Here is a 24,992-nt window from a genome sequence, read left to right on the forward strand (position 1 = left end):
CCTTATGGGACAATATATCCTTGTCCGACTTTTGTTTGAATATAATCTTCGATCCCAGCTTGTTCGATCTTCCGACGCAGCCGATTGATATTCACTGTCAATGTATTGTCATCCACGAAACGCTCGTCGTCCCACAATGCACGCAGCAATTTATCACGGCTCAAAATCTTTCCGTGCTGCTTCATTAAAATAAACAACAATCGGTACTCATTTTTGCTGAGATCCACCACTTCATCGCTGATCGTCATGCTGCTATTGTCAATATTTAACGTAATCCCGTTGTGTTCCAATTCTTCGCCGCTTTCAGCGTAATTGTACGAACGGCGCAGCAAGGCATTGATTTTTGCAACTAGTATATCTACTTGAAACGGCTTCGTAATGTAATCATCGGCCCCCATATTCATTGCCATGATTTGATCCATGTTCGTATTTCGCGAAGAAATAAAAATGATCGGTACCTTAGAAACTTCACGAATTTTTTGACACCAAAAATAGCCGTCATAGACTGGAAGATTGATATCTAATAAAACAAGCTGCGGAGCCACTTGTTCAAATTCTTCAAAGACTTGATTAAAGTCCGTTGTTTGATAAACATCAAATCGCCATTTCGTTAGTTCTTCCCCGATCAGTTGCCGAATTACCGCTTCATCTTCCACGATCATGATTTTTGCCATGTTGTTCCCTACTTTCTGGTTGCTGCTCGATGTCGTGAAGCAGTCTCTGATCCGAAAAAACCAGAGACTGCACGACTAATTGAACTCTTTTTTTTATCATATCAAAGAACGCGAAAAAAATGAAAGACGATCCTTTTTAGATTAATTTTTGGTAAAATCGATGAACCCCATATTATCGTCGATCATGCCGCCTTCACCTGACAAACTAAATGTACTCAAGCGTGGATTGAATTTGATCCGAATTTCTTCTTGTAAATCTTCTTTTGAATATCCTTTGATCCAAAAATCGCCGATCTCTGAAGGAATCTTTTCGTCATAATCGGTTCTTTCCATTTCTGATGAAATAATATTGATGGAAAACTGTGTCTGCATATGGATCATCGCATGCTGCGAGTAGGCGCCTACCCCATCTTCAAAGGTTAATAATAAAAGTTTCCCTGCGCCTAAGTGTGCAGAGATTTTTTCTTTTGCTGCTTCATCCACGGTGATTTTCATAATAAACTCCCCAATCTGATTTTTTTCAACGCTGACTGTTCCTTCAAATTAAGCGCGGTTAGTTGTATGAACGGCAATAAGCCCCTTGTCTGACTCTTATCATCAGACGAAGGGGCTTATTTTGCAAGAATTCTTACTTATTCAATTGTTGATCCAATTTCGTTAAATCGATTTGCGGCTCTTGTGCCAACAGCTCGCGGAAGAGTGGTAATTGTTTTTGGATTTGATCCGCTTGATCATTTTCCACCTGCATCACTAACAATGGTTCATGGAGACTTAGTCTCAGCAACATCCAACCTTTTCCATAGGGAGTCGTCACGGAAAAACGAACGCCTTCTTGATTTTCTGAATTCTCCGAAAAACCTTCCTGCTTCGGAAGCTCTGCACGGAATCTTTCAATCATTTTTTGCCCGGTCTTCTTGTGGTCTTCGCCAGTGATCGTATAACGGATCTCCAATGTCTCTACGGGCTGTTCCAGTTCTGCCATTAAATCAGTCAATTCCCGATTTTCTTTTTGTAATTTTGGTAATAGCATCAATACTTTGGCAATGACATACGCACCGTCATCTAGGAAATAATTTTCTTTAAAGGCTGCGTGAGAGCTTGTCTCGATCGCTAATTGACAATCAATACCTTCTTCATTCAATTCAATTGCTTTATTGATGACATTCCGATAACCAGAAATATAGCGGTATTGCTTTCCTCCCTTTTCTTCAATGAAGTGTTTCAAATGATCTGAAGTTGGCGAGTTCGTCACGATCGTGCTTCCTGGGTGCTCCTGCAAAACAATGGCAGATAAAACAGCGATCAGATTATTGCGATTGATCATTTGTCCATCTTTAGAAACAATTGCCGAACGATCCACATCTGTATCAAAAATCACGCCAAGATCCGCTTGATTTTCAAGTACGGCCTGTTTAATACTAGCCATCGCTTCTTTGTTATCGGGATTGGGAATATGATTGGGAAAATTACCGTCAGGCTCCAAAAACTGAGAACCTTCAATGTCCGCACCTAAAACGGCCAATACCTTCTCTGCAAAATAGCCGCCCGCGCCATTGCCCGCATCAACAACGATTTTCAGACCCTTTAAAGGCTGCTCAGCCCCGCTTCCTTGCTGGATTTTTTCAACAAGATCCGCGGCATATCGAGACAATAAATCGGCTTGCTTTGTACTTCCAGCAGCTTCTTCGCTTGCAGTAGTATGTGTCAAAATGTAGGCGATATCACTTTTTTCCGCGCCCCCAGATTGACTGAAAATTTTGATGCCATTAAAATAAAACGGCAAATGACTGGCTGTCAGCATAATTCCAGCATCACAGGCGAACTCATCAAATTGTGTCGCCATAAATAAGGCCGGTGTCGTCGCCAGTCCGAAATCTAACACCGTGCAGCCTGCTGCTTCAAATACTGCCGCCATGGCTTGCTTCAACTCTGGCCCCGTCAAACGACTGTCATGTCCGATTCCAATCTTGAATGGACGCTTAACACCTTTATCTGCTAACCAATTAAGAATCCCCTTCGCAATTTCACGTACTTCTTCAACACCTAAGTTTTTTTCTTTCCCCTCAGCAGTGATAGCGATTCCACGAATGTCCGAACCATTTTGCAATTTCGATAACTCCATTGATGAATTCCTCCTTATTCCTATTTATATACTTGTTTTCTCTTCAGAAAAATAAGATGCTTCGTCACGGTGTGCCAAATTCCCCGCCTATTCCAGCTAAAAGCAAAACTGACAACTGGCATCCTTTGGTATTACTTTTAGTCCATTATACCAAAAATCCCGAAAAAGAAAGCCTTTTCCGGGAAATTTTATCAATTTAAGTAATTTTCACTCTTTTAAATGACTCGAGATTGAGGATTTTTTTTCGCTTGACGTTTCTTTTGCCAGCGAATCCGCCATGCAACCAATCGGTCCATGACAAAGGTCAGACCTTTGAATAGCCAATAAATTCCGAATGTTAATGGAAGAACAAAAAACAAATTACGGTTCCATAGTTTATCAAATTCAAAGAACTCTCTAAAAAATAAATAGCAGCTTAGATACGCCGTGCCCAATACTGCAATCAACGCGATCTTCTTCTTGTCCAACGGGAAAGAAACTTTGTATAGGACCAATAATCCTACACACCCCGTCAAGAAGACAGACATAGTCGATGTTGCTTGATAGTCTAGATCAAATAATACGTTTGCAACTTGGATGACTATTACCGCACCGACCACGGTCAAGGCGCCGGGTAAAGAGACCCGCAAAATATTATTTAAAAAATCGCCCTTAATCCGTTCATAGCTTGGCTTCAACGCCAAGAAGAAGGACGGGATGCCTACAGTCAAGGCATTGATTGGTGTTAATTGGACAGGTTCAAAGGGGTATGGACTTGCAATGATCATAAAAATCACTGCCAGGATCAATGAATAGATTGTCTTTACTAAATACATCGAGGCTACACGTTCGATATTATTGATCACTCGACGCCCTTCATTTAAAACATTCTGCATTCGAGCAAAATCAGAATCCAATAGAATGACATCCGAGGCAGCTCTTGCGGCACTGCTTCCATTGGCCATCGCTACACCGATATCTGCTTCACGTAACGCCAACACATCGTTCACGCCGTCCCCCGTCATGCAGACTGTATGATGGACCTTTAACGCTCGAATCAGTGATTGCTTCTGCTTTGGTGTCACTCGGCCAAAGACCGTTGTATTTGCCACTAAAGCTCTATAGTCGATCGGCTCTTCTAAGCTGGACATATCAATAAATGTCTCTGCATTTTTGATACCTGCTTTCTGGGCAATTTTTGAAACGGTCAATGGATGATCGCCAGAGATGACCTTTAGCTGCACATCCTGCTTTGCAAAATAACCAAAGGTGGCTCGCGCGTTCTCTCTTAAATTGTCGGAAATAATCAATGTTGCAAGCAATTGCGGCTCCTGCAAAAGCTCTTCTTCTAGGAGGCCTGGATAGTTTACTAAAACAAGAACGCGCTGTCCTTCCTCCAAATAAGGGTGAATTTTCTTTTGCAATTCAGGAGACAGATTTTTGAATATAAATTCTGGCGCCCCAAACGCAAAACTCCCTTGATCCTTAAACGTTACGCCGCTCCATTTTCGTGCAGAAGAAAATGGCACGATTTTTTCTGCTTGCCAAGTATCTGCCGCCGGAAAAGCATCCCGCAAGGCTTTCGCTGTCGCATTTTGATCTTTGAGCTGGTTTAATAAATTTCCCATGATTACGCGCAAACGATCCTCAGATACATTTTCCAGCAACGCATCCTCAAATTTCAACGTGCCATCCGTGATCGTCCCAGTCTTGTCCAGACAGATAACATCTACTCGTGCCAACGTTTCAATGGAAGGCAGTGCCTGCACCAATACCTTTTTTCGTGCCAGATTCGCTGCACCAACAGCAAAGGCCACACTCGTCAGTAACATCAGTCCTTCGGGAATCATACTGACCAACGCTGCCACCGTTCCTAAAACAGCCTGCTTGATTGACGAGGACGCTTGATATTGACTATAAAACAAGCCCAGTCCTACTGGGATGATCACGATCGTCAAAACAGCGATCATGCGATTCAATACCTTCGTCAGTTCAGAATTGTCTGTTTTTTTCGTTTTCGCTTCACTAGTCAATTGTTCCGCAAAATTATCTTTTCCAACAGCCGTTCCTTGATAGAAACATTCCCCAGCGGTTACGAAGCTGCCGCTGTACAATTGATCCTGCAACTGTTTTTGGACGCGATCTGATTCACCGGTCAACAGTGATTCATCGACTTCTACACCCATTCCAGATAACAATTTTCCATCTACTGGGACCTGGTCTCCATTGCGCAGATATAGGATATCGCCTAAGACAATCTCCTCCTGATCCACCTGCTGCAGCCGGCCTTCTCTCAAGACGACTGCTTTCGTTTTAGCCAAGACCGATAATTTATCGATCGTATGTTTTGCTCTTAATTCCTGAATGATTCCGATCAACGTATTAATGATCACGACACCGAAAAACAACGTATTTTTCGGCGATCCCACCAACAGTACAAATACTGCCAATACAAAGTTTAAAATATTGAAAATATTGATCGTATTTTCTTTGATAATCTCTTTATCAGACTTTAATAAATTTTCTTCCGCTTGATTGACTTGCCCCTGATCTATTCGTTGCTGAACTTCAGAGTGAGTCAGTCCATTCAAATCTGATGGAATCTCTACATCCTCAAAAGTTTCTTCCACCGTTTGAACGTCAATTTTTTTCTTTTTCATACGGCATCCCCTCGTCTCCATTTGTCGCACTCTCTCTTTTTTGATTCTAGAACTATCTTAACACGACTTACATTTTTAGTCGGGAGAAAACATTTTATAAAATATTCTCTTAAACTATCGGGAGCATTTCCTTTTTTTACTTACTTAAGACAAAAAAAGAGCCGCATCATGCAGCCCCGTTCTTTATCCTATAAACATCATGTGGCATAGCCACTCCTCGGTAATGCTTAACGATTTCTCCACAACGAACCATGCCGTTTCTTTTCGCCACCTTCTGCGAAGCACTATTCGTATCACGAATAATGGAATAAACCTCTTCTGCTTTTATGTGGGTAAACGCATATTCTTTACAAGCCCTCGCCGCTTCGATCGCATAGCCTTTATGCCAAAACGCCCGTCGGAACAAGTAACCGATCTCTAATACAGGGGTACCTGCAACTTCTTGCCAAGTCAAACCACATTGACCAATCAGTTCACCTGTGTCCTTCAAGCAGACCGCCCATAAACCAAAGCCATCACGGCGATAGTTGCTTAGTTGTTTATCCAACCAGTTTTGGACCTCTTTATCGTCAAAGGCGCCTTCATATGCATACATCGTTTGTTCATCTTGTAAAATAGCGCTTAGTGCCTCTTTATCTGTCTGTTGCAGCTCACGAAAATAGAGCCGCTCTGTTTCAATCATCACTTTCCCCTCCTGCTTAGTCTAAAATGACTTTTTTTCCAAGTCCCAGAAAAAAATCGATCATCGTGCAAAACTTGTTCAGCTTGAATATTCCCTGCCTATTTCTAAAGTAACTTGCACCGTAACAAACTGCGAAAATTAAGACGGATAGTTACCTCAATTTAAAGAATCCTCTTCTAAGAGTACAAAAAAATGAGTGGGTGTTCACTTCTCAAACGGTCTAATTAAACTTCGTGTTTTATCTGTTAGTGTTAAAGATTTTACCCATCTCACTATTAATAGCCTATAAATGTAGAACTCGCAAAAAAGCGATGCCTTGTAATTTGAGGCACCGCTTTTCCATTTAAATATCTTTTGGAACATAAAAACTGCGGTTATCCATTCCAAAAATGCGTTCTGTGTACATTCCTGGTTCTGCATTTTTCACCGCACTAGACATCATTTGCATTGACGCATCGATATTATCGATTTGATGCAGGATCTCTGCTTCCATGATTCGTGGACGGACAGGCGATCCATATTCTAATAACCCATGATGGGACAAGACCATATGACGCAGGACAACGATGTCTTCATCTGCATCATTGATTTTCAGTTCAGCGCAGGCTTTAGTGATCTCTTCATCCACTAAAACGAGGTGGCCTACTAGGTTTCCTACGACTGTATATTCGGTAGAAGACGGACCCGTCAATTCAATTACTTTGCCTAAATCGTGAATAATGATTCCTGCATAAAGTAACGAGTTGTTTATCTGAGGGTACTCCTTCGCGATCGCTTTTCCTAGATGAAGCATGGTTAACGTGTGAAAGGCTAATCCACCTGCAAACGCATGATGATTGCGTTTTGCCGCTGGAAACTCAAAAAATTCTTTTTGATATTTATTTAATAGGAAGCGCACGATACGATTCCAATGCGCATTAGTGATCTCAAAGAGCGTTTTGTTGAATTCTTCTTCCATATCTTCACGCTTGATTGGCGCACGTTCCATATACAGTGCCGGATCATTTGGTTCATCCGTCTTCGTTGTACGTAGATGAATGATCTTGACCTGCGGATTGCCTTGATACATTTCTCGTTTGCCGTTCAATAACACGACCTGTCCAGCTTTATAGCGTTTGATCTCTTCTTCAGATGCGTCCCAAAATTTTCCATCGACCGTCCCAGAAGTATCTTGAAAAGTAAACGCGATAAATTTTTTCCCATTTTTGGCTAAGCGGACATCTGCATTCTTGATCAACACATACATTTCAAACTGCTCATCGACCGTTAATTCTTTGATTTTTTTCATCGTTGGACTCCCTTCAATTCCCAGATTGGCTGGTGAAGCTCTTGGTAATAGCTTACCATTTCTTGATCAGATGACAAACAAATGACTTGATAATTTTGGCTAAATTGCTGTAATAATTTGGCAAACTGATACTTCCGCTGATGGTCGTAATGCAGCCAGCCATCATCAATAATTACTGGGCATAATGGGTATTGCTGCTGCAAAGCAACGTACGCAAAGCGAAAGGCCATCATAACCTGATCCTTAGTCCCCGTTGAAAGATTATAGAGGCTCAACTCGTCGACGGTCAACAGTCCTTCAGAAAAATCCAACCGGCTATGGGCATTGTTCGTCAATTCTCGAAAATAACTCGTTGCCTGTTTTAATAATTCAGGTAATTGCTGTTCGGATAGTTCTGTCGCAATGTCCTGCAGCAATTGATTTTCCAGCTTTGCTACTGCATAATCCGTCGTCAATTTTTCTACCAGCGCACGTTGCTGACTCTCTTTTTGATAAAGACTATCTAACGTGCCATCCGCCTGCATTTGCTGAATCTGCAAACGAGAGCGTTGCTCCTGCTCCTGTAGTTGTTGCAACAGTGCTTCTCCTTCTTGAAGCTCCTGTTTTAGGGTACGCAGAGATTCCTCGATTTTTGCAAGCGTCGTTTCATTTTTAAACAGCGGTAAGATCGTTTCGGTTAATTCACCTAAACGTGCTTGCTTTTGAAGCAATTCCGATTCCCGTTGTAAAAAGGCAGGAATTTCTGATGGATAAGCGATTCGTAGCTGTTGCAATACCGGTTGCTGTTGTTCTAAAAGCTGTTGCTGCTGCTTTTGCGCCTCATGGATCCGTTGCTGTAAAACGGTATTCTCTTGGTAGGTCTGAGCAAAGCGAATCTGTTCCATCTCTTTAGCAAATTGCTCCAGCGTTGTCATTTTTTCTGATAGATTCTTTTCATGCAGCGGCAGCCAATCTGCTAAAAATTCAAACTGCTGCTCATACTGCATCAATTGTTGACGCAATACCGATTGTCGTTGCTGCAATTCTTTATTTGACTTCAGTAAAGACAAATAGTTCAAGGCACGTTGATTTTCTTGTATCAGTGAAAATTCATTCTCAACACTAGACAGATTTCTTTGCAGCACCTCCGTTTGAAGCTTTTCTGAAAGACGCTGTACTTTTTGTTGTCCTTTAGCTGCTTTTTCGGTCATTTCTGCTACTTGACCTTCATAAATGTCTAATTGGCCCAGCTTCTCCTGCCAAGTATCCTTATTGGCTGGTTTACTTTGCCGCATCACGCCTAGGATTCCGCAGACTACAGCGGCGATCATCAAAAGATAGCGAAATGGTGCTGGGACAAAGAATGCTATCAGTACAGTAACGCCTGCGGCGAGAAAGAACCATGGCGGATTTTTCTTTTTATTAAACAGCTCCGGATGTTTTTGTTCGTAGTCATTAAGACTAGCCTCCGCTTGATCCCGCTGTTCTTTGACCAAACGTAATCGAATGCGTTGTTCTTCTACTACCTTTTGCTGGGTCTGAAGCGGCTCGAAAAGCTGCTGGATCGCTTGCTCATCGGCAAAGGGGCGCGGCAAATTCTGCTGCCAATTTACCGGAGCATCATCTGTTTGAGCTAGTTTGATCGCCAGTCGCTGTTCTTCATCCAGCATTCGAGTGATCGTGACTTTTTCATCCAGCAATTGCTGGATGCGTTGTTCATTTTCTAAATAGAAATAATAGCGCGCAGACTCTTGGTTCCCACTGTACTTCTGTAGAGCAGCGTGCAGCTTTTCCTGTTCTTTCATTAATTGCTGATAATCTTGATAGAAGTCTTGCAGCTGCGCCCGCTCTTCTTCGGTCGCCAATGCGTGCAGATCCAATTGCTGCAACTCTAAAAATTCTGCGTAACCTGACCAGTTCATACGCTGCTGCTCGAGACCTAACTGACTTTCTTGCAGCTTTCGATTGCTTGCTGCTTGCTGGCTGACGCTTCGCTTCTCGTCCTCTGCTTGGCGAACAAGCTGCTGAAAACCGAGTTCTTGCGCTTCCTTCTCTTTGATCTTTTGTTTCAATTCTTGATACTGCTGCAACGCTTGATTCAACGGCTGCTTTCTTCCTCGAGGACGATAGATTGTTTCGTAGTTATTTTTTAGCTTCATCCGTTGCTCAAATAATTCATTGCTGCCAGACAACCCCATTGAAATCAATGCCTCATGAAGATTTTCTTCACTCAGAGTCTCTAACTGCTGAAGTTGTTCCTGCTGAAAGGTAAAGACTTGGCGAAACAACTGCTGATTTAACGGATAAAGAATCTTTTCTAGAAATTCATCATCGCCTTGCTGCCCATCCTCCAACCAGACCTTCGCTTTGCCTTTATTTTTGGCTTTGTATCGCTCGACCGTTACCGATCCATAGGTTGGATGAACAATCAGCAAGCGCCCACCAAAACCGCTACCGTCATTTGGCGTATAGTCTTGGCCCTTTTTTCGTTTTGCAGGAAAGCCAAATAGAATCGCTTGAATAAACTGATACAGTGTTGATTTTCCGGCTTCATTTAGGCCATAGACCAATTGATTTTTCGCTTCGAACAGGAACGACTGCTGACGCCATTTGCCAAAACTTGTGATCTCTGCTTTTTTAATCCACATCGGCGTCCCTCCTAAATCGATAATTCTTTGTCATTCTTTCATTTAACATTGCCAACGTCGTTGATTTAAATGCTTGATCCATTAAATAATGTACTTGCGGATGTTGTTCCAAATCACTTAGTAATTCATTAAAAATATCAGGCGCTTGATACGTCGCGATCAACTGTTCTACCAACTGTTGATCCACGGCAAGATACGGTCTTTCCGTCGGCCGTTCTGCTAACGTTACTTGCCATAGGAAAATAGTTTGAGGCACTTCTTCTTGTAACGCCTCTGCCAGCTCACCTGACGCCACTTGATAAGCCAATTCCTCACCCAAGTTTTCTGTATCCTTGAACTCCAGATGTATTAACGTGGGCAAATCCGCTGTAAGCTCTCGTATCAAAGGAAAGAGTTCGCGTGGCTGACGCACGCTAGCTAGGGAAAGCGTCCGTTTTTCCCAACGAATCGCTTCAACTGAAACGTTTCTCGGAATCAGTTGATTGCCTTGGCTTTCCACCACCGTTACACCTGCCAGATTTGTTTCCTTTTGCGTGTGTCCCTGAGGTGTTCCCGGATAAACCACATAAGGCTGCTGCAATAAAACTTGCGGCACATGGATATGTCCCAATGCCCAATAATCATAACCCTTTGTTGCTAATTCGGTTAGCTGAAAGGGCGCATAAGGCATCTGACCACCATGATACATCCCGATTTGAAAATCAACCGCCTCTTTGTGAGGAAATTGTTCGATCATCGCGTCACTGATCGTGGAATGCTGATAACTAAAACTCGTAATAGCAACAGTCTCCCCCATCGTTGTCACAAATTTTTTCGTTTCCACCTGTTCATTGTCGAATAACTGAATCGTCTCTGGAAAATCAAACCAATAACGTTCTGCTTGATAAAAATCATGATTTCCAAAATTCATGAAGACTGGAATTTTCGCTTCATCCAAGCGCGCCATCTCTTGAAAGAAATAACGTTGAGTTTTTAAGGTAGGACGATTTTGATGGAACGTATCGCCAGCGAACAAAATGAAATCAACAGCTTCTGTAATTGCTGTATCTACGATATTTTCCAGCATTTTTTTGTTCGCTGTCACAAGGTTTTCTTGAAAGTATTCTGGTATCGTCGTCAGACCTTCAAATGAGCGATCCAGATGCAAATCAGCTGCATGTAAAAATTTCATTTTTTCTCCCCCTATCAGTAAAGGCAACGGATTTATTTTATTTAATGAAAAATAGGCAGTTGCTCAATCCTGTATATTTTACCATAAAAAAACGAAAATTTGTTCGCCTTCCACGGATATGCTTAAGGTTTCCTTCAAGAAAAGCTATACAAGAAAAGAAAGCTATAGCATTATGACCATATAACTCAAAATGGTCATAATACTCAAAAGTAAACGATTCTTTTTTTACGTACATTATGACTAATAATTACTATTCGGTCAAAATAAAGAATGGAGGCGTTTTAATGAATACTTTCCAAATTGAAAAGCTATCTAAAGTTTACGGCGCTAAAGAATCAAAAGTTATCGCACTGGATGAGATTACTCTGGATATCCCTAAGAATCGCTTTATTGTAATTTTGGGTGAGAGTGGCTCAGGAAAATCGACCCTCTTGAATATGATCGGCTGCATGGACAAGCCGAGCTCAGGAACTATTCTGTTTGAAGGACAAGATCTCACTGGACTTTCCAAAGCTCAAATGACTGAATTCCGAAAAAATAAAATTGGCTTTGTTTTTCAAAGCTACAATTTATTGCCTGATTTAAGTGCCTTAGAAAATGTAGAATTTTCTACAGAGCTAGTCAGTAAAAACAGACAAGACGCTGAAGAAGCATTGACAGCTTGTCGGTCTAAAAGACCGAATCACTCACTTTCCGGGGGAGCTTTCGGGCGGTGAACAGCAACGTGTCTCCATCGCTCGGGCCATTGCTAAAAAGCCGGAGATTTTATTATGTGATGAACCAACCGGTGCACTAGATTTTGAAACGGGGATCACTATTTTAGGTGTTTTAAAGGACATTCAAACTGCTACTGAAAATACCGTTATCTTTATTACTCACAATAAAGAGATCGCAAAAATCGCCGATACGGTCATCCGACTTCGAAGCGGGAAAATTTTATCTATTGAAGAAAATGACTCCCCGCTGTCCCCTATGGAGGTGGAATGGTAATGCGTGTACAGACAATTCTTTCTATTCGAAAAATAAAAAACAATTTTGCTCAAATGCTCGGCATGGGGTTGTTGATTCTCATCGCTGCCTTGTTTTTTACAACGCTGTTTACTTTCAAAATAATCTATGAAGAAGAAGTGACCGCTTTATTCCGTCAACAGCATTATGCAGCTGTCACCTTAACGGGGAATTTTACTGCTGACGATACGAAAAAATTGGAAGCTTCGCCTCACACCTCTACTATTGAGAAGCGGACTGTACAAGATTTTCGCAGCGGAGACAAAACGGTGCGCCTGATTTCTCTTTCGACAAAGCTGAATCAAGTAATTTTGGAGAAAGGACATCTCCCAAAGTCCACAGCAGAATGTGTCCTCATTAGTCAATACGCGCGTCAGAATAAAATAAAATTGAATGACACCTTCACGGTCAATGGACAAAAATTAAACGTAGTCGGCATTGTTCGCTCACCGGAATACATCTACTACTCGCAAAGTGAACGCTCTTTTTCTGCTGATTCGAAAACATTCGCGGTTGCTTTTGTTTCAAAAAATTTCTTTCCTTCTGCAAATCAACTTTTACTAGCCAGTACAACAAGCATCAAGGAAGCTGAGATAAAAAAGCTTCTTCCTTATCAATCCTTCACAGCTCAAAAAGATCAAATCAACTATCAAATGTATCAAGGTGATTTAGATCAATTTGTCTCTTTCGCATACATCTTTCCTACGATCTTCTGGCTGCTGTCTTTTGGGATCATCTTTATTATTCTGAGGCGGACGTTGCTCAAGGAACACAAGCAGATCGGTCTATTAAAAGCTCTGGGCACGACTAATTTTTCCATCATTAGGATATACACTAGACAATTTGTGCTGCTAGGCCTTTTTAGTTCATTGATAGGTTGTTTGCTGAGTTACCCTGTTACGGAGTTGTTATTCCGCATTTTTAGCGGCATGATCGAACTGCCTACTCTGGCCTATCATATTGACTCTCGCTATTGGGTGATTTCGTTAATGATTTCCACACTTGGTTGCGGCGTTTTTTCCTTGTGCTCCATGCTTGATATTCTCAAGGAGTATCCAGCCATTTCTATGAGGCAGAGAATTCCAAAAGTAAAAAGGACACGTGTGCCTTCAAGATTCCTTTCCTCCTTGTCCTTCAATACTCGTTACGCTTTTGCTGCCTCGTTAAGAAATAAAGGACGCTTTTTTCTAATGGTCCTTGGGATGTCCGCTTCAACGGGTCTATTGTTATTCTCATTAGGCTTTAACGACTCTATCCGAGGCGTGGCGGATCATTATTTTCAAACATTTGCCAAGTATGACTTTATTGTTCAATTACCGGAACCCCTCCCACTCGATCAAACAATCATACAGACTTCTTCTGTGATCGATCGCCAAGAAGCGGCATTGCAGCTTACAGGGACCGTCCACGATGAAGACTATCCGCTGATCATTACCTCATCAGATATAACCATTTTGAATCTGCCAACGGAAAAACTGGATCAGGGCTTGGTGATTCCTGAATATTATGCAAAAAAATGGCACGTATCCGTCGGCGATCAAATAACCATCAATGAAAAAAAAGCAACGATTTCTGCTGTTCTTCCGCTAAGTATGGGGTTAGCGGTCTATACTTCCTATGATTACGCGCGCACGCGCTTTAAGGAATTGCCAGCAGTCTACAATACCCTTTATGTAACTTCAGATCACCCTAGCAAGGGCGTAAAGCAATTAAAAGAAAAGAACCTTTTTTATACGACCGCCGAAGAAGATAAACAAACCTTTCGTTCTTTGTTGGACAACATGGGAATACTGATTGTTTTATTAGTGATTTGTTCAGTGATTCTAGGTGCTACAGTTATTTTCTGCCTGAACTTAATGAATTTGACTATTCGAGAATTTGAATACATGCTTATGAATATCATGGGGTATTCCAAACGACGAATTCTGCAAACGATCAATAAGGAAAATCTGCTGCAGCTCCTATTATCAATTCCTCTAGGTTTTTTTGCAGGAAACTGGCTATTAGCGGCTATAAAAGAACAGTTTTCACAAAATAGTTTTGCAATGCAGCCCAGTATCCGGTTGGAATCCTATATTTTTACAGCGCTGGTCGTGAGTATCATTAGTAGTTTTCGTTTGTTGATTTCCAATCGGTACATTGAAGGATTAGCTATTGTTGAAGGGTTGAAAGTTCAAGAAGAATAAAATAGCTCATTCGCTTATTTCAGTATATAATTGTCCTCAGAATAGGATTTTATGGAGGTGTGTCTGCTTTGCCGCGAGAATTAACACCGGATGAAAAAGCCCGCAATAAACAGATGTTGGTCGACAAGGGACGTGCGCTTGTTTATCAATATGGCATCAAAAAAGTGAGTGTGGATGATGTGGTCGCCTCCGCAGGGATAGCGAAAGGGTCGTTCTACCATTACTTTTCATCTAAAGATGAGTTTCTCTATGCGATTGTTTATCAGATCCATCGCGAATTATTTGGTCGTCTGAAGATAATTGCTGAACGGATCAAACCGTTATCGTCCCACGAACGACGACAAACGATTAAAGCGTTTTCCGACCAGTTCTTTTCCTCAAACGATATGATCTTTTTCGTGAAAGAGCAGCAGGAAATTCAGCGCTTTCTCTTACGGTATTCAAAAGAAAAAATGGCTGAACTGGAAACCTACGAGAAACAAAATTATCGAGACTTTTTTGCTATCTTGGAAATTGAAGACAAACACCCAGAAATCGTACAAAATTATGTTCATTTATTAGGTTTCGGGATGTTTCATCGAGAAGTGATGATCGACACCTACTTAACGGAAACTGTCCACATTATGTTGGACGGTTTGATGGACTATTTGGAGCTTTGAGTGTCCAGGTTCGCAGGTGTTTCCTCAAAGCAAAGGACTTTCGAACGATTACCTGAATAAGGAAGGATGAGTGTTCATAGAGAGAGACGAACTGATCAGAAAAGCCAAAGAGTTATTAAACGAAGGAAACACAGAAAAGGCGAAGGCATTTATTGAAGCTCACAAAGATGAATTAGGCGAATACTATGACAAAGTCAAAGTGTTGCTAAAATCTGAAAATATCAATAGTGTGATGGATCGATTCAAAAAATTTTTTTAGCAAAAAAGGTAGAAGCGGACGCTCACTCAGAGCACTGCTTCTACCTTTTTCTATTCCATTTGATTTAGCACACCATATACAGCATCTGCCGTCTGTCCCAGCGACTGGACTTGGTTCGTATTCGCCAATAAAATGATGTATGTCAATCCTGTATGTGTAAATGTATTGATCGTATTAAATCCGCCTAATACGCCATGACTAGAGTAGCTTCCTGGATTTACATAAAATCCCATCCCATAGGTGGAGGCACTTCCCGATGTCATCATTTTACTTTTTTCATTTTCATTGATCAGTTTTCCCTGCATCAAAGCTTGGTCGAAGAGATAAAAATCCGTGGCGGTCGTATAGATATCTCCTGCACCAAATAATTGAGAAAGGTTTGGCAATTGCGCCTTTTCTACACGGCCATTTTTTTCTTTATAGCTCTCAGCCATATTGGGGGTCGCTGTATTGCTTTGATAGAACCCAGTATTTTGCATATTTGCAGGGTCAAAAATATGCTCTTGAATGTACTCCTGCACTTTCTGCTTGCTGACCTGTTGCAAGATATAGGCCAACACGGCGTAATTGCTGTCCGAATAATGCCACGTTCCTACTGATGAATCGCTCCCTGCTGCCTCAATCTCCTGAAGAATCTGCTGAGGGAGTATTTCTTTGCTGCCCTCTGTACGTCCGGTCAATCCGCTCGTATGATTAAGCAAATTCTTCAACGTAATCTGCTGCCCATTGGGAAAATCTTTCATGTATTTTGCAACAGGATCATCAATAGTTAATTTTCCCGCTTGCTCTAATTGCAGAATGGCGGTAGCAATAATAGCTTTTTGCGCTGACCCGATATAGTATCGCGTGGTCGGTGTATTTTTGCGTTGTTTCTCCTGATCTGCCATCCCATAGGAGTGATTCAACACCACTTGGCCTTTACGCACTACTAATGCCGTTCCCGAAAAGCGTTGGTCAACCAATAATTGATTCAACTTCTGATTCGTGGCTTCTGGTAAAACCACTGCTTCCTTCTTTTCTGGCGTTCTCTCTGTTTCTTTCGTCGTTGAACTTTTAGAAGTCGAAGTCGACTCGACTGTTGATTTCTGTGTTTTCGCAGTCTGTGAATTCGACGCATGCCCGCGCCAAGCCATCAGGCCGCCTACTACTAGCAACAAAAGCAAACTGCCGCCAATGATTATTTTTTTCATCTTTATTCGCATCCTTATGGCTTGAAGTATAGCAATTTTCCAAAAGAATTGCTTCAATTTATTTCCATCTATCAATTTTCTTCGTTTTTTGTAAGACTCTTGTAAGGTGCGTAGCTTAAAGAATTCCTCTGTTCAATTGAAAAAAGCTCGCACTCTTTTCAACGGCAGAAAGCCGAACTCGCAGCTAGCTTCAAAACAAAGAAATCCTTTTTCCAACATTCGGAAAAAGGATCCTATCGTCATTCGCATACGATTCCGCTACACAACGCGTTCAGTTATTCGCTAAAGCAGCTTTTGGTAGAGCTCGCGCTCTTTTGAACGGGAGAAAGCGGAACTCGCAATTTCTATTTTTTGATTAGCCTTCGTATAGTTCACGAATTGGAGTCATGATGATCCGGTTCAAGTCGTTGATGATCACGCTGAATGCTTGTTCTTTCACCATTAATTCGTTGATTAATTCTTCTTGTTGAACTTTTTCAGCTAATGCTTGTGCTTGTGCAGCATCTTCATCACTGAAGTCTTCACCGCGCATTTGTTTTTCTTGCAAACTTTGTTGGAAAGCTTGGAAGTCTTTGAATGCAGCATACGCTGTTTCGTTTTTCTTTAGTTCCGCGAAAGCTTCTTCTAAAGATTTAAATTCTGGTAGTTCACGGATTTCACGTTCTAATCCATTCGCTGAATCATAAATGTTTGCCATCTTTTTATTCCCTCATTTTCTATAAAAGTTACTGTTCTATTGTAACATGAATGGAAACGGGTTCACAGTTTAATTTCCCGGCTGGTATTGCTGCCACAATTCTTGGCCCTTTTCTTTCAATTTATTGGCGCCTTCTTTGGCTTTTTCAAAGAAATTCGCCGCCCCTTCACTGGCTTTTCCGCCAATGTCTTTTAATTCTTCCCGCCATTTATTCGAATCCGACGCTTGCTCGCCTTGGTTCACTTGATCTGCGGCAACGACTTTGCCGCCCGTAGCATAAGCGTCTGCGACTTCAAAGGAATATTGTCCAGCATACGGCAAGATAGATTCCGCTTCCGCTTTAAATACCTGTCCTACCTCTGACCCGCTTGTTCCACTTAAATAATGGGTCTCACTGACTTTTTCAAAGCCTAACCACGTCGAAATCACGACATTTGGTGTGTAACCGATGATCCATTGGTCATTTACTTTGTTTGCATCAAAGTTCGTTTCAGTCGTTCCTGTCTTACCAGCAACTGTGAAGCCTGCTGGTGCTGCTTGCGCGGCAGTTCCGTTTGAGAATGTCCCTAGAAGCATACTGGTCATTTCATTGGCAACTTCTTTAGAGATCACTTGTTCATATTTTGGTGAGCTGTTGTCTTCAATCACCGCACCAGTAGAATCAATAATTTTTGTGATCAAATGAGGTTGATAGACTTTCCCTTCATTGGCAAACGCACCATAGGCGGCTGCCATTTGCATCGGCGAGGTTCCTTTTTCCAGCCCACCGAGTGCCAAGCCATAATATTTATCTGATTTGCTTAACGGGATACCAAATTCTTCTGCTTTACTATAGCCCTTGTTCAATCCCATCTCGTGCAATAACCAGACCGCCGGCAAGTTCAAACTTTGTGCCACGGCTTGATACATAGGGACTTCCCCTTGGAATGTTCCATCATAGTTTTTCGCTTTGTAATAAGATTGCGGCTCATCCTTCAACACACTGTCTGGCTTATAGCCCGACTCTAATGCAGAGGCATACACGCTCAATGGTTTCATCGTAGAACCTGGCGAACGCTGCATTTGTGTCGCAAAATTATAGCTGCGGAAGATATGCTCTCCACGTCTACCGACTAAGGCTTGAACGCCGCCCGTTTTAGGGTCCATCGCTACAGACGCAGATTGCGGCATAGCACCGTCCTCAGCATTTGCCGGAAAATTCGCGTTGTTCTCATAAACGGTCTCCATTTGTTTTTGATAATCTTGATCTAATGACGTATAGATCTTGTAGCCTTTATTCAATAAATCTTTTTCTGACATTCCGTAGCGTTCCACGGCTTCATCAATGACCGCATCAAAATAAGAAGGGTAACGATAGCCCGCGTCCGCTGAAGAGTATGTATCATTCAACTCAGAACCCAGATCTGTCGCCTTTTCTTGTGTCTCTTGTTCTTTTGACAGCTTGCCATTTTCAACCATGACCGAAAGAACCGTGTTCCGGCGATTCACCGCATTTTCTAAATTATCGATTGGATTGTAGATGCTTGGCCCCTTCAACATGCCAATAATCGTAGCTGCTTCACCGATCGACAATTGGTTGGCGTCTACACCAAAATACCTTCTAGAAGCATCTTGAACACCCCAAACGCCATTCCCGAAATATGCGTTGTTTAAGTACATTGTCAGAATCTGATCTTTGTCGTACTTTTTCTCGATCTCAATCGCCATAAAAATTTCTTTGGCCTTTCGTTCTAAAGTTTGATCAAGGCTCAGATAGGCATTTTTAGCTAATTGCTGCGTCAAGGTACTTCCCCCGCCAGTAATGTGGCCAGAAGTGACGAGTCCTAAGGCCGCCCGTGCGATTCCCTTTATATCAAACCCGTGGTGATTGTAAAAATTTCGATCCTCGGTAGAAACAACCGCATCCTTAAGATAAGGAGAGATTTGGTCGCTCTCTACATACGTTCCTTTTTGTCCATATAAGGAACCCGCTTGTTCATTTTTTTCATCGTAGATAACTGTTGATTGCTTCAAACTGGATTGCAGTGTCTCAACATTCACCGACTTTGCTAAGAAAAATAGATAGACACTCATCACTAAAACACCTACGAGTGCTAATAAGAGCAATATTTTATTGATATGATATTTTTTCCAAATACGTTTGCGCCAGTGATGAAAACGAATCAAATAAGGCTTGATCCACTGCCAAAAAGTTTTTGTGCCGCTGCGAAACTTTTGCCAAAAAACTTTTGCACCACTTTTAAATTTGCGCCAAAATTCTTGAAAATCCATTTTTGGTCTCCATTCTATACAAAATTCAGACACAGTGTACCACAAATCAGCCATTCAACGCTTGGGGCTTGAGACGGATACACACTTGAAAGTATTCTAGCATGGGGTCTCAATGAAAAGCTGTTTTTTTTCTTAAATATCCATTAAAAGTGATACAATGAGCCAGATGAAACGTTTAAATTAGCCAAAACTAACACATTTATCTATAAAGGAGCACTATGATGAAATTCACGATGACATTGCCTGCCGACTTGTCAGAGATGACAGTCAAAGAATTATTGGAAGAAGAATGGCTCGTACCGCGAAAAGTCCGCCACTTCATTCGAACACGTAAAGGAATCTTGGTGAATGGCGAGGTTTGCCACTTCCAATCTATGGTCTCTCCAGAAGATGTTTTGACGATTACGATCGAGGCAAGCGACTATCCAGAACGTTCCATCCTGTTGGGAGACCGAAGGAAAATCAACGTTCTTTACGAAGATGAGCATTTGATCATCGTCAATAAACCCGAGGGAATGAAGACACATCCAAATCAACCGGAAGAAAAAGACACGTTGCTTAATCACCTGGCTGACTATTTATCACCTGATTTCCAACCACATGTCGTTCATCGGCTCGATAAGGAAACCAGCGGCGCAATTCTATTCGCAAAAAATCCTTTTGTCTTACCTATTTTAGGAAGACAACTAGAACAAAAGAAAATCTATCGTCGCTACCAAGCACTCGTTCACGGTACGATTAGAAAAGAACTGATTATTAACAAAAAAATTGGACGTGATCGCCATGACCGCCGAAAACGGCGAATCGATCCTAAAGGTGGCAAGCCTGCCGTAACACACGTGACCCCCATAAAGAACGTAGAAAATCAAACAGCGGTCTTCTGCCAATTAGATACAGGAAGGACACATCAGATTCGTGTTCACCTTGCGAGTATCGGGCATCCGTTAGTCGGTGATCCTTTATACAGTAAAAATCCCCATGGCAGATTGATGCTTCACGCGTATGAGCTCCACCTGCACCATCCCTTCACCAATCAGAAAATCGCGGTTCAAGCACTTCCCGGACTATGGGCGGAATAAGAAAGCCAGCTAAGACAGACATTCTGTTTTAGCTGGTCTTTTCGTTTCCATACCTCTTTTAATAGGAACAAAAAAAGAAGGATCAACAAGTGATCCTCCTTTTTGAATTCGTCTAAATCTTAGTACCAACCGTTAGATTGCCAGAAAGCTTGTGCGCCTTCCCATGAACCATAACGAGAAGTAACATATTGATCTGCCACACGTTCTTGGTTTGCTTCAGAGTAGTCACCATTTAAATATGAAGAAGATAATTGGTAACGTCCGATGTATTGACCGTTTGTAGCTGAATAAGAACCGCCTGATTCGCGTTGAGCAATCCATTCTTTTGCTGAAGAAGTTGCTGCTGGCGCCGCTGCCGGTGCTGCTTCTTGTTGAACAGGCGCTGCTGCTGGAGCTGCTTGTGCTTGTTGAACAGGTGCTGCTTTTTGTACAGGAGCCGCTGCTTGTTGAGGTGCTGCTTCTGTTGACTCTTGAACATGTACGGGTGCTGCTTGTGCAGGTGCTTTTTCTGCTTTTGCATCGCCGTCGATCGATAATTCTTGTCCAGCAAAAATCATATTTACGTTAGAAATTTTGTTTGCTTTTGCAATTGCATCTACTAAGCTGTCGTTCCCAGCGAATTTGTGAGAGATTTTAGATAAAGTGTCTCCAGATTGAACAGTATACGTTTCTGAAGCGTGTGCGTCTGTAGCTCCCATCGCTAAACCTGCACCTGCTGCTAATACTGTACTAAAAAGAAATGTTTTCCCTAATTTCATTATGTAACTTCCTCCGATTTTTCTTATGTCTTTTTTCTTCTGTCTTCTTGACTACGAGAGATACTTTATCATCCTTTTGTATTTCATGGGTAATAACAATGTAACAGTTCATTACAATAACATGAAACAATATGACAAAATCTCTCTGAGTGTGTCATTTTGAAATATATGACATTTATCCTTATTAATCAAAACCCCTATACCAAGCATCTTCAAGTAAATGTAACTGTTTTATTCTTGTGTTACAAAAGTTATCTTCAGAAACATTGAAATCTTTTTGTAATGAAATACGCCCACGCATTCTTGTTCTTTTTGAATTATATTGAAAATATTTTCTATAGAATTTGAATTCGACCCTTTATTTATAATAAAAAAATACTTCCACTCTATTCTAAGAGCAGAAGTATTTTTTATTTGATCCTTAGTCGTCGACGCCATTTTTTTGCTTGAGGACCGACGAGTTTATCCACTAAACGAATCTTCAGCGTTAAATAAAAATACAGCAAGCTTCCCGTTCCTCCAGTTACTAAACAGACCATTAACGCTGACCAGCGCAAGGATGGATCAAACACAAGATAACTCAACTGTCGCACGATAAACGCTACAATCAACATGACCAGCGTTAAAATCAAGATTAGTACACAACGGCGAAAGGCTAATTTATAATTCGCACGGACAACACGCCGTAATTTCCACAAGCATAACCCGCACGTCAAACTAAGACCGATAACTGTCGCCAATAACGGCCCGTAAACTTCAAACAGTTCAATCAGCGGAACTTGGAGGACCACTTTTAATAAAAGCCCAGCTGCCCAATACCTTACGGCGATACGACTATGTGAGATTCCTTGGAGCGTCGTGGACAACATCATGAACAACGCTGAGACCAAGCCGGCCCAGCAAGCAGCGATCAGCACGCGACTTCCTAAAATATCCGCGGAATAAAAAACGGTATTTAAGGGATAAGCCAATAAAATCATGCCAAAAACCGCTGGCAGCATAATATACGCAAACAATTGTATATTCGTGTTGACTACTTTTGCGAGTTCGGGGCGACGCTTTTGCGTAAAGAGTTCCGTCAACATTGGTAAGCTCGTCATAGCAAGTGACGTCCCCAGAGCTACGATGACCATGGTCAATTTGTCTGGATTGGCACTAAATAATGCATAAAGATCGATCAATTGCTCGTGACTATAATTCGTATTAGCGCTCATGGTGCGGATAAACGTCACTTGATCAATCAATTTATAAAAGACGATCCCGCTCCCTAATAAAATAAACGGAACTGCTTGGCGAATCGTTTCAAGCAATAATTTTTTGGTATCAATCGTTCCTTTAGTGACGCTGCGTTCTAATTGCGGTTCATTGCGCTTACGATCATTGAACCAATAAAACAGCAGAACACCATAGGACCCGACCATCCCAATTGAAGCAGCAAACGTCGACTGGATCACTGCACTTAAGTAATCACCCTTCATCACCTTCATAATGATAAAAACACTTAAGAGCATATAGAAGACACGCAGTGCTTGTTCCACCAGCTGCGAAATTGCTGAGGGTCGCATATCCTGCTGCCCTTGAAAATAGCCTCGTAATACACTCATACTTGGAAACGCTACAACAGCGACACTCAAGGCTTGGATCACAGGAATCAATGCCCGGCCGCCGCCAGACAAGTTAGCCAGTATGGGTGCCATGAAGAACATCAAGCCGCCGAAGATGATCCCTAAAACAGCCGTTGCTTGGAGCGCTTTAATGAATAAGCGCCGACTCGTTTGATAATCCCCCATCGAATTATAACGCGCGATCTGCTTGGCGATGGCACCAGGAAGACCTGCTGTAGAAATCATCAAAAACAATGCATAGAACGTGTACCCCATATTGAATAATCCATTGGCTACGCGAGCATGTTCCCCCATCCAGGCGTACCACGGAATAATGTAAATCGCACCTAGCAGTCGCGAAAAGATACTTCCCACTGACAGCCAAGCTGAACCTTGGATCATTTTTTCTTGATAGCTCAGATCACTTGGTCGTGTCTCCTTCATGGTCTCCTCCTTCAAAAACATCACTTCTATTATAGTAAAGCTAAATCACGCATCTGACAATCACTCTTTACTTTTTCTATACTCGAGCTATGCTATAATAGCCTAGACTATATATTGGAGGTCTCAACATGCTGACACTTACCCAAATACAAGAATTACTTGAAAAAGAACACTTACTACGGGAGTTTATCACACCAACCACTTGGACATTGACGGCTCCTTTTGAGAAAACCTTGAAGAATCTTTCCTATGATTCACGCAACGTTGATAGCGACACGCTTTTTTTCTGTAAGGGAAATAATTTCCAGCAACGCTTTTTAGAACAGGCACTCGCAGATGGCTTGACTTGCTATATCTCTGAACAGCCCTATGAGGTTTCCGCAGAATTAGCTATTATTGTGACAGATATTCGCAAAGCCCTGGCTATTTTAAGTATGGCTTTTTATGATTACCCGCAAGAAAAATTAAAACTGATCGGAATTACTGGCACAAAGGGCAAGACGACGGTCGCTTATTTTACCAAACAAATTCTAGACATCGCGACAAATAAAAAGACCGCTCTTTTGTCTACACTAAACACAACATTGGATGGCGTAACTTTTTTCAAATCGAAGCTGACGACTCCAGAATCGTTGGACTTGTATCGAATGATGGCAGAAGCTGCAGCGAATGGAATGACCCATCTGGTGATGGAAGTCTCTTCCCAAGCTTACAAGGTGGCCAGAGTGTATGGCTTGACCTTCGATATTGGAATCTTTTTGAACATCTCTCCTGATCACATTGGACCAATTGAGCATCCGACTTTTGAAGATTACTTCTATTGTAAACGTCAATTAGTCGCGAACTCTCGTCAAGTCATTTTGCAGCACGAAATCGATCACTTTGACCTTTTACAAGAATTAGCTGCAAAAAAGAATATTCCAGTTATCACGTATGGGAACGAACAAGCAGACTATCAAGTTCAGCCTCTTGAACACCCTTTGGCGTTTGCGCTGTCTGGAACAACAGACGATTTGCATTTAAGCGGTGCTTACCAAATATTACTCGCTGGCGACTTCAATAAAGAAAATGCTGCTGCGGCACTGATTGCCAGTGCACTAGTCGGAGCGGATCAGGAGGCTGGCCGGAAAGGGCTCGCTGAAGCCTTAGTTCCTGGTCGAATGAATCTGCTTTTGAAACCTAATGGTGCTCACATTTATGTAGACTATGCACACAATTATTTAAGCATGAAATCCCTATTAGCCTTTGCGCGGGAACAACACCCCACTGGCGAACTTCTTGTGATTACCGGGTCTACTGGAAATAAAGCAGAGTCGCGACGTGAAGGATTAGGGCAAGCAATCGGCGAATACGCAACGGTTGCTGTTTTAACGAGTGACGATCCCAATTTTGAAGATCCTAAGAAAATTGCGGACGAGATTCAACAAGCAATCCACAATGATCGTGTTCAAGTACGATTTGAAGCAGATCGAAAAAAAGCCATTCGAGAAGCGATTAAGCAGGCGAACCCTGAGGATGCTATTGTCTTAGCTGGAAAAGGGACCGATACGTATATGACTGTGAAGGGTGAAGACTTGCCTTACGAGGGTGACTATCATTTAGCGGAAGAATTCATTAAAGACTAACGGGAGAAC

At 41.9% G+C, this 24,992-nt stretch carries 20 protein-coding genes; 7 read left to right on the top strand and 13 right to left on the bottom strand.

Annotation, left to right across the window (positions count from 1 at the left end; genetic code table 11):
• Nucleotides 1–2: 2 nt before the first annotated feature.
• The 8 genes from sapR to I592_RS13435 form a co-directional block, all read right to left on the bottom strand.
• Nucleotides 3–674, bottom strand: coding sequence for a two-component system response regulator SapR (gene sapR, locus I592_RS13400; protein ID WP_010779655.1), 672 nt, complete (start codon nt 672–674; stop codon nt 3–5).
• A 141-nt stretch (nt 675–815) separates the two neighbouring features.
• A complete protein-coding gene (locus tag I592_RS13405; protein WP_010779654.1) occupies nt 816–1,169 on the bottom strand; it encodes an iron-sulfur cluster biosynthesis family protein in 354 nt (117 codons plus the stop codon).
• 133 nt (nt 1,170–1,302) lie between these two features.
• Entirely contained in the window at nt 1,303–2,796 is a 1,494-nt protein-coding gene (locus tag I592_RS13410) for a phosphohexomutase domain-containing protein (protein ID WP_010779653.1), read from the bottom strand.
• A gap of 215 nt (nt 2,797–3,011) precedes the next feature.
• Nucleotides 3,012–5,435: an HAD-IC family P-type ATPase gene (locus I592_RS13415; protein ID WP_010779652.1), complete on the bottom strand. Its 2,424-nt coding sequence runs from the start codon at nt 5,433–5,435 to the stop codon at nt 3,012–3,014.
• 166 nt (nt 5,436–5,601) lie between these two features.
• On the bottom strand, nt 5,602–6,117 hold the full coding sequence (locus I592_RS13420; RefSeq protein WP_010779651.1) for a GNAT family N-acetyltransferase: 516 nt from the start codon (nt 6,115–6,117) through the stop codon (nt 5,602–5,604).
• Between the two features lie 343 nt (nt 6,118–6,460).
• Complete coding sequence (locus I592_RS13425; protein WP_010779650.1) at nt 6,461–7,405, bottom strand: 3'-5' exoribonuclease YhaM family protein; 945 nt, start codon at nt 7,403–7,405, stop codon at nt 6,461–6,463.
• Nucleotides 7,402–10,032, bottom strand: a complete 2,631-nt coding sequence (locus tag I592_RS13430) for an ATP-binding protein (RefSeq protein ID WP_010779649.1) — start codon at nt 10,030–10,032, stop codon at nt 7,402–7,404. Before I592_RS13430 ends, I592_RS13425 begins: the two co-directional genes overlap by 4 nt.
• Nucleotides 10,022–11,203, bottom strand: a complete 1,182-nt coding sequence (locus tag I592_RS13435; protein WP_010779648.1) for a metallophosphoesterase family protein — start codon at nt 11,201–11,203, stop codon at nt 10,022–10,024. Before I592_RS13435 ends, I592_RS13430 begins: the two co-directional genes overlap by 11 nt.
• Nucleotides 11,204–11,487: 284 nt before the next feature.
• Here I592_RS13435 and I592_RS22285 point away from each other — a divergent pair, with 284 nt between their 5' ends.
• From I592_RS22285 to I592_RS13455, 5 genes are all read left to right on the top strand, one after another.
• Nucleotides 11,488–11,919: an ABC transporter ATP-binding protein gene (locus tag I592_RS22285; RefSeq protein WP_010779647.1), complete on the top strand. Its 432-nt coding sequence runs from the start codon at nt 11,488–11,490 to the stop codon at nt 11,917–11,919.
• Nucleotides 11,885–12,193, top strand: coding sequence for an ATP-binding cassette domain-containing protein (locus tag I592_RS22290; protein WP_371191116.1), 309 nt, complete (start codon nt 11,885–11,887; stop codon nt 12,191–12,193). The genes I592_RS22285 and I592_RS22290 overlap by 35 nt, the downstream gene beginning before the upstream one ends.
• On the top strand, nt 12,193–14,397 hold the full coding sequence (locus I592_RS13445; RefSeq protein ID WP_010779646.1) for an ABC transporter permease: 2,205 nt from the start codon (nt 12,193–12,195) through the stop codon (nt 14,395–14,397). Before I592_RS22290 ends, I592_RS13445 begins: the two co-directional genes overlap by 1 nt.
• A gap of 68 nt (nt 14,398–14,465) precedes the next feature.
• A complete protein-coding gene (locus I592_RS20760; RefSeq protein ID WP_010779645.1) occupies nt 14,466–15,056 on the top strand; it encodes a TetR/AcrR family transcriptional regulator in 591 nt (196 codons plus the stop codon).
• A gap of 70 nt (nt 15,057–15,126) precedes the next feature.
• Nucleotides 15,127–15,315, top strand: coding sequence for a hypothetical protein (locus tag I592_RS13455; RefSeq protein ID WP_010779644.1), 189 nt, complete (start codon nt 15,127–15,129; stop codon nt 15,313–15,315).
• Nucleotides 15,316–15,365: 50 nt separating this feature from the next.
• On the opposite strand, the gene I592_RS13460 is transcribed toward I592_RS13455, so the two are convergent.
• The 3 genes from I592_RS13460 to I592_RS13470 form a co-directional block, all read right to left on the bottom strand.
• Nucleotides 15,366–16,505: a serine hydrolase domain-containing protein gene (locus tag I592_RS13460; protein ID WP_010779643.1), complete on the bottom strand. Its 1,140-nt coding sequence runs from the start codon at nt 16,503–16,505 to the stop codon at nt 15,366–15,368.
• Nucleotides 16,506–16,860: 355 nt separating this feature from the next.
• Entirely contained in the window at nt 16,861–17,202 is a 342-nt protein-coding gene (locus tag I592_RS13465) for a YlbF/YmcA family competence regulator (RefSeq protein WP_010779642.1), read from the bottom strand.
• A gap of 69 nt (nt 17,203–17,271) precedes the next feature.
• Entirely contained in the window at nt 17,272–19,473 is a 2,202-nt protein-coding gene (locus I592_RS13470) for a PBP1A family penicillin-binding protein (RefSeq protein WP_010779641.1), read from the bottom strand.
• A 221-nt stretch (nt 19,474–19,694) separates the two neighbouring features.
• On the opposite strand from I592_RS13470, the gene I592_RS13475 reads away from it, so the two are divergent.
• Entirely contained in the window at nt 19,695–20,552 is an 858-nt protein-coding gene (locus I592_RS13475) for an RluA family pseudouridine synthase (RefSeq protein ID WP_010779640.1), read from the top strand.
• 119 nt (nt 20,553–20,671) lie between these two features.
• Here I592_RS13475 and apf read toward each other — a convergent pair whose 3' ends face one another.
• Nucleotides 20,672–21,310, bottom strand: coding sequence for an aggregation-promoting factor (gene apf / locus I592_RS13480; RefSeq protein ID WP_010779639.1), 639 nt, complete (start codon nt 21,308–21,310; stop codon nt 20,672–20,674).
• A gap of 410 nt (nt 21,311–21,720) precedes the next feature.
• Nucleotides 21,721–23,358: a putative polysaccharide biosynthesis protein gene (locus I592_RS13485; protein WP_010779638.1), complete on the bottom strand. Its 1,638-nt coding sequence runs from the start codon at nt 23,356–23,358 to the stop codon at nt 21,721–21,723.
• A 128-nt stretch (nt 23,359–23,486) separates the two neighbouring features.
• On the opposite strand from I592_RS13485, the gene I592_RS13490 reads away from it, so the two are divergent.
• Nucleotides 23,487–24,983: a UDP-N-acetylmuramoyl-L-alanyl-D-glutamate--L-lysine ligase gene (locus I592_RS13490; RefSeq protein ID WP_010779637.1), complete on the top strand. Its 1,497-nt coding sequence runs from the start codon at nt 23,487–23,489 to the stop codon at nt 24,981–24,983.
• The last annotated feature ends 9 nt before the right edge of the window (nt 24,984–24,992 follow it).

The organism is Enterococcus gilvus ATCC BAA-350 (assembly GCF_000407545.1).
Taxonomy (GTDB): domain Bacteria; phylum Bacillota; class Bacilli; order Lactobacillales; family Enterococcaceae; genus Enterococcus_A; species Enterococcus_A gilvus.

Bases quoted from the DNA above. Each gene is read 5' to 3' on its own strand.
- I592_RS13430 (WP_010779649.1), bottom strand. From the start codon at position 10,032: ATGTGGATTAAAAAAGCAGAGATCACAAGTTTTGGCAAATGGCGTCAG.
- I592_RS13490 (WP_010779637.1), top strand. From the start codon at position 23,487: ATGCTGACACTTACCCAAATACAAGAATTACTTGAAAAAGAACACTTA.
- I592_RS13420 (WP_010779651.1), bottom strand. From the start codon at position 6,117: ATGATTGAAACAGAGCGGCTCTATTTTCGTGAGCTGCAACAGACAGAT.
- I592_RS13435 (WP_010779648.1), bottom strand. From the start codon at position 11,203: ATGAAATTTTTACATGCAGCTGATTTGCATCTGGATCGCTCATTTGAA.
- I592_RS13410 (WP_010779653.1), bottom strand. From the start codon at position 2,796: ATGGAGTTATCGAAATTGCAAAATGGTTCGGACATTCGTGGAATCGCT.
- I592_RS13470 (WP_010779641.1), bottom strand. From the start codon at position 19,473: ATGGATTTTCAAGAATTTTGGCGCAAATTTAAAAGTGGTGCAAAAGTT.
- I592_RS22285 (WP_010779647.1), top strand. From the start codon at position 11,488: ATGAATACTTTCCAAATTGAAAAGCTATCTAAAGTTTACGGCGCTAAA.
- I592_RS13460 (WP_010779643.1), bottom strand. From the start codon at position 16,505: ATGAAAAAAATAATCATTGGCGGCAGTTTGCTTTTGTTGCTAGTAGTA.
- I592_RS13405 (WP_010779654.1), bottom strand. From the start codon at position 1,169: ATGAAAATCACCGTGGATGAAGCAGCAAAAGAAAAAATCTCTGCACAC.
- apf (WP_010779639.1), bottom strand. From the start codon at position 21,310: ATGAAATTAGGGAAAACATTTCTTTTTAGTACAGTATTAGCAGCAGGT.
- I592_RS13485 (WP_010779638.1), bottom strand. From the start codon at position 23,358: ATGAAGGAGACACGACCAAGTGATCTGAGCTATCAAGAAAAAATGATC.
- sapR (WP_010779655.1), bottom strand. From the start codon at position 674: ATGGCAAAAATCATGATCGTGGAAGATGAAGCGGTAATTCGGCAACTG.
- I592_RS13415 (WP_010779652.1), bottom strand. From the start codon at position 5,435: ATGAAAAAGAAAAAAATTGACGTTCAAACGGTGGAAGAAACTTTTGAG.
- I592_RS13425 (WP_010779650.1), bottom strand. From the start codon at position 7,405: ATGAAAAAAATCAAAGAATTAACGGTCGATGAGCAGTTTGAAATGTAT.
- I592_RS13445 (WP_010779646.1), top strand. From the start codon at position 12,193: ATGCGTGTACAGACAATTCTTTCTATTCGAAAAATAAAAAACAATTTT.
- I592_RS13475 (WP_010779640.1), top strand. From the start codon at position 19,695: ATGAAATTCACGATGACATTGCCTGCCGACTTGTCAGAGATGACAGTC.
- I592_RS13465 (WP_010779642.1), bottom strand. From the start codon at position 17,202: ATGGCAAACATTTATGATTCAGCGAATGGATTAGAACGTGAAATCCGT.